Below are 3,237 nucleotides of genomic sequence, written 5' to 3'. Positions count from 1 at the left end.
GGCGGCGGCGCGAGTTTATGGCTGTCTGCCGCCCCCTCGCCCCGCCCTGAAGGAGCGCGAAGCGCGCGCTTTCTATGCTGGATTCCCGCCTGCGCGGGAATGGCGGGGTGGGGGCATGGGAATGGCGGAGTAGGCTTTATTCGCTGGATGCCCGCAGGGTTTTTACACAGTCTGTTTCGTACGCATCACTCCCCCTCAAGGGGGGGGTGATGGGAAGAACAAGGCGCAGGCTTGCCCCTGGCTTGTCTTTACTGCATTAACGGGGGCAGGAATCTACCCTCCATGGCGGGAAGGGAATCGTTAGCGGGAATCCGCCGCTTCCCGCCCCGGCCGCGGGCGCCTCTCGATGGGCTTTCCTGCGCCCATAGTCATCCGGCCCACAGGTTCACGCTGAATCTGTAGGCGAAATAGAGTTGCGCCGCAAAGAGCACGGCGCACAAGGCATAGGTTGCGGCAGGGCGGGGGGCGGCTTTCAGCCACGCCAGTACCAAAAATGGGGCCGCGCTCAGCATATAACGAAAGTAAGCGGTTGTCGTTCCGGCGCTTATGGCGGTGTGCGCATAGACGAGAGGGAAGTAAAAGCACAATAGCGCCCATTCCCGGCGCAGCACAAGGATTAAGGCGCCAAGGAAGAACAGCGCCACGCCGTGATCGGGCAGCATATGGTGGAAGTTCCGAAGGTTTTCGAGGCTGGCGAGCAGGGCGCCGAAAAATTTGATGTCAGCGATTAGGTGGCGGAGAAAGATGGTCGGGATGAACAGATTGGAGGTTTTGTTTTGCGCAGGGAACCGGTCCTGAACTGCGAATCCGGCAAACGCATTGCCAGTGGCGAGTTGCATAAACAGAAGATACGCCAGCGCGCCGGCGAAGAATGCGGCCAGACAAAGCGCGGGGTAGCGCCAGTCGAACGGTTTGCCTGGCGCGATTTGCGCGGCGCGCGCCCGTTTTTTGGCGCGGCTGCTCGCCCGCGCGTATTCGAGCGCGGTGTGGAGCAGCAGGCCGCCGGCGACAAATGCCGCTGTCCCCCGGGTCAACGGCATTAAGAACGCATACATCAAAATGGCGTAACTTCGGGTGACCAACAGATGATACAGGAAGCCCGTGAGGAGAAACAAAAACAGCGCTTCGGTGTAGATCGCCCCGGTGAAAAACGCAGTGGGAAAAGCGAGCAGCATCAACACGGCCAGATGCGGTTTTGGGCATTTCATATGTGCGGCGATGCGATAGAGGAACACGCAGAAGCCGGCGGTGAACAGGTAGTTCAGTATGAGCCCGGACATCCATGGCGAGAACACCGGACTCAACGCGCGAATCAGCATCGGATACAGCGGGTAAAACCCCTGAGAGAGACTCAAGTGCTTGTAACCCAGGTCGGACAGTATCAGATAATGTTGGCCGTCCCAGTTGGCGAAGGCAAGATACCAGGCGGTGCGATTTTCTGTGCCGGTGTACCAGCGAGTCGACAGGTGGTGAACTTGCTCGAAATCCGAAAATTGGTAGAAAACGAACAGCATGAACGCCGCCATCGCGGTCTTGACGGCTAACGCCAGGCCGACGATCCGGGTTTCGCCAGGGCTTAGGGAGATTGTCGCGGGAATCCGCAAGGGCATCACGACTGGGTTCCTTCGTTGGCGGGAGGGGCGAGCTTTGCGGGTTCAGAATATGTCAAGGCGATCGGTTAGCGTCGAGGCCCTGTATGGGGCCGCCACATATGAGACAAATCAGGCTGCCTCCGCGAAGCGGCGATAATACTCCATAGGGGTAAGCATGTCTCTGCCTCTGCCGCCGTGAGGGCGGTAGTGACAGTAGTGTTTCTGGAAGTCCTCCATGGCGCGGTTCACCGTCCGCAAACGCCAGTCGCCTCGATATCGGGTATAGAATTCCTCACGCAGGGAACGATGCGCCCCACCGTGCTTCAGATAAAAAACCCGCCCTGGCCGCTGGTCGCTGTGGCCGCGCGGCCATCCATTTGCCGTTTGACGGCGCATAACGATTCTCCTTTCGGGAGAGGGCCAGGGCGGGGGCAAAGAACGGGTATTAACAGGCTGGCTTTTCCCGGCTATATTCTCCGCATGTTGCCGGTAGAATTCGTCGTTGCGGCGCGGCGGCGTTCCGGCATTCGTTTGCGGGCGGCGGCGGGTTGCGCGCGCCGCATGGCGGGTCAATTCCCCGCACTGCGCGTATCGGCAGGGGAGCAGGAATGATATTGTCTATTGTTGTCCCGATGTACAACGAGGCGCCGGGCCTCGGCGAGTTTTTTGCGCGCACGGAAAAAGCGTTGCGCGAAGTCGGCGGCGACTACGAGATCGTCTGCGTGAACGACGGCAGCCGGGACGACACGCTGGCGCGGCTGCTCGAACGCCATCGCCGCGACCCGCGCATCAAGGTGGTCAATTTGTCGCGCAACTTCGGCAAGGAGCACGCGCTCTGCGCCGGCCTCTCGCTGTGCCGCGGCCAGGCGGCGATTCCCATGGACGCCGACCTGCAAGACCCGCCGGAGTTGATTCCGCGCCTGGTGGAGAAGTGGCGCGAGGGTTACGACATCGTCTATTGCGTGCGCGTGAGCCGCACGGGGGAGAGCTGGGCCAAGCGCCTGACCGCTCATCTGTTCTGGCGTTTCTACAGCCGTATGGCCGATGTGTCCGTGCCCGGGAACGTTGGCGCGTTCCGGCTGATGTCGCGCCGCGTGGTGGAGGCGGTAAACCGTCTGCCCGAGAAGCAGCGTTTCGTGAGGTCGCTGTTCGATTATGTGGGGTATCCGGCGGCGCGGGTGGAATACCAGCGCCCCCCGCGCGTCGCGGGCGAGACCAAGTGGCGCTATTGGCGGCTCTGGAACCTGGCACTGGACGGCATCGCGGCGTCCAGCACGCTGCCGTTGCGGGTGTGGAGCTATTTCGGGCTCGTCATATCGGGGAGCGCCTTCTGTTACGCTGCTTTTCTGGTAGTGCGCAGGCTGGCGCTGGGCACGGATGTGCCGGGCTATGCGTCGCTGATGGTGACGATTTTGTTTCTGGGCGGCGTACAGCTCATCACGCTGGGGGTGTTGGGGGAATACCTGGGCAGGGTTTTTCACGAGGTGAGGGGGCGCCCCACCTACATCATCGAGTCGGCGCATGGTTTCGACGATGCGGATTAAGCCCGCGCCCCGCCCGGCGGGGGGCGGCGCTAGCGGCAGGAGGGGCAATGTCTGGAAAATCGAGATCGAAGCGTAAAAAACGCAAGGCAAAGCCGTCCGGC

At 61.4% G+C, this 3,237-nt stretch carries 4 protein-coding genes; 2 read left to right on the top strand and 2 right to left on the bottom strand.

All coding sequences use genetic code 11. The features are described 5' to 3' along the window. Nucleotides 1-368 precede the first annotated feature (368 nt). Both OXU43_03115 and OXU43_03110 read right to left on the bottom strand, forming a co-directional pair. Nucleotides 369-1,613, bottom strand: coding sequence for a hypothetical protein (locus tag OXU43_03115; GenBank protein MDD9824151.1), 1,245 nt, complete (start codon nt 1,611-1,613; stop codon nt 369-371). Nucleotides 1,614-1,721: 108 nt separating this feature from the next. Next, nucleotides 1,722-1,988, bottom strand: a complete 267-nt coding sequence (locus tag OXU43_03110) for a hypothetical protein (protein MDD9824150.1) — start codon at nt 1,986-1,988, stop codon at nt 1,722-1,724. An 84-nt stretch (nt 1,989-2,072) separates the two neighbouring features. On the opposite strand from OXU43_03110, the gene OXU43_03105 reads away from it, so the two are divergent. Together OXU43_03105 and OXU43_03100 are read left to right on the top strand one after the other, a co-directional pair. Then, nucleotides 2,073-2,204, top strand: a complete 132-nt coding sequence (locus OXU43_03105; protein MDD9824149.1) for a hypothetical protein — start codon at nt 2,073-2,075, stop codon at nt 2,202-2,204. Beyond that, entirely contained in the window at nt 2,201-3,136 is a 936-nt protein-coding gene (locus tag OXU43_03100; GenBank protein ID MDD9824148.1) for a glycosyltransferase family 2 protein, read from the top strand. Before OXU43_03105 ends, OXU43_03100 begins: the two co-directional genes overlap by 4 nt. Nucleotides 3,137-3,237 lie beyond the last annotated feature (101 nt).

The organism is Gammaproteobacteria bacterium (genome assembly GCA_028817255.1).
In the GTDB taxonomy this organism is placed as follows: domain Bacteria; phylum Pseudomonadota; class Gammaproteobacteria; order Porifericomitales; family Porifericomitaceae; genus Porifericomes; species Porifericomes azotivorans.
The sequence above is the reverse complement of the archived record's forward strand: the minus strand, read 5'-3'. Positions and strand labels throughout refer to the sequence as shown.

What these genes read in the sequence shown, in the direction of transcription:
- OXU43_03105 (MDD9824149.1), top strand. Translation starts at nt 2,073, where the DNA reads ATGTTGCCGGTAGAATTCGTCGTTGCGGCGCGGCGGCGTTCCGGCATT.
- OXU43_03100 (MDD9824148.1), top strand. Translation starts at nt 2,201, where the DNA reads ATGATATTGTCTATTGTTGTCCCGATGTACAACGAGGCGCCGGGCCTC.
- OXU43_03110 (MDD9824150.1), bottom strand. Translation starts at nt 1,988, where the DNA reads ATGCGCCGTCAAACGGCAAATGGATGGCCGCGCGGCCACAGCGACCAG.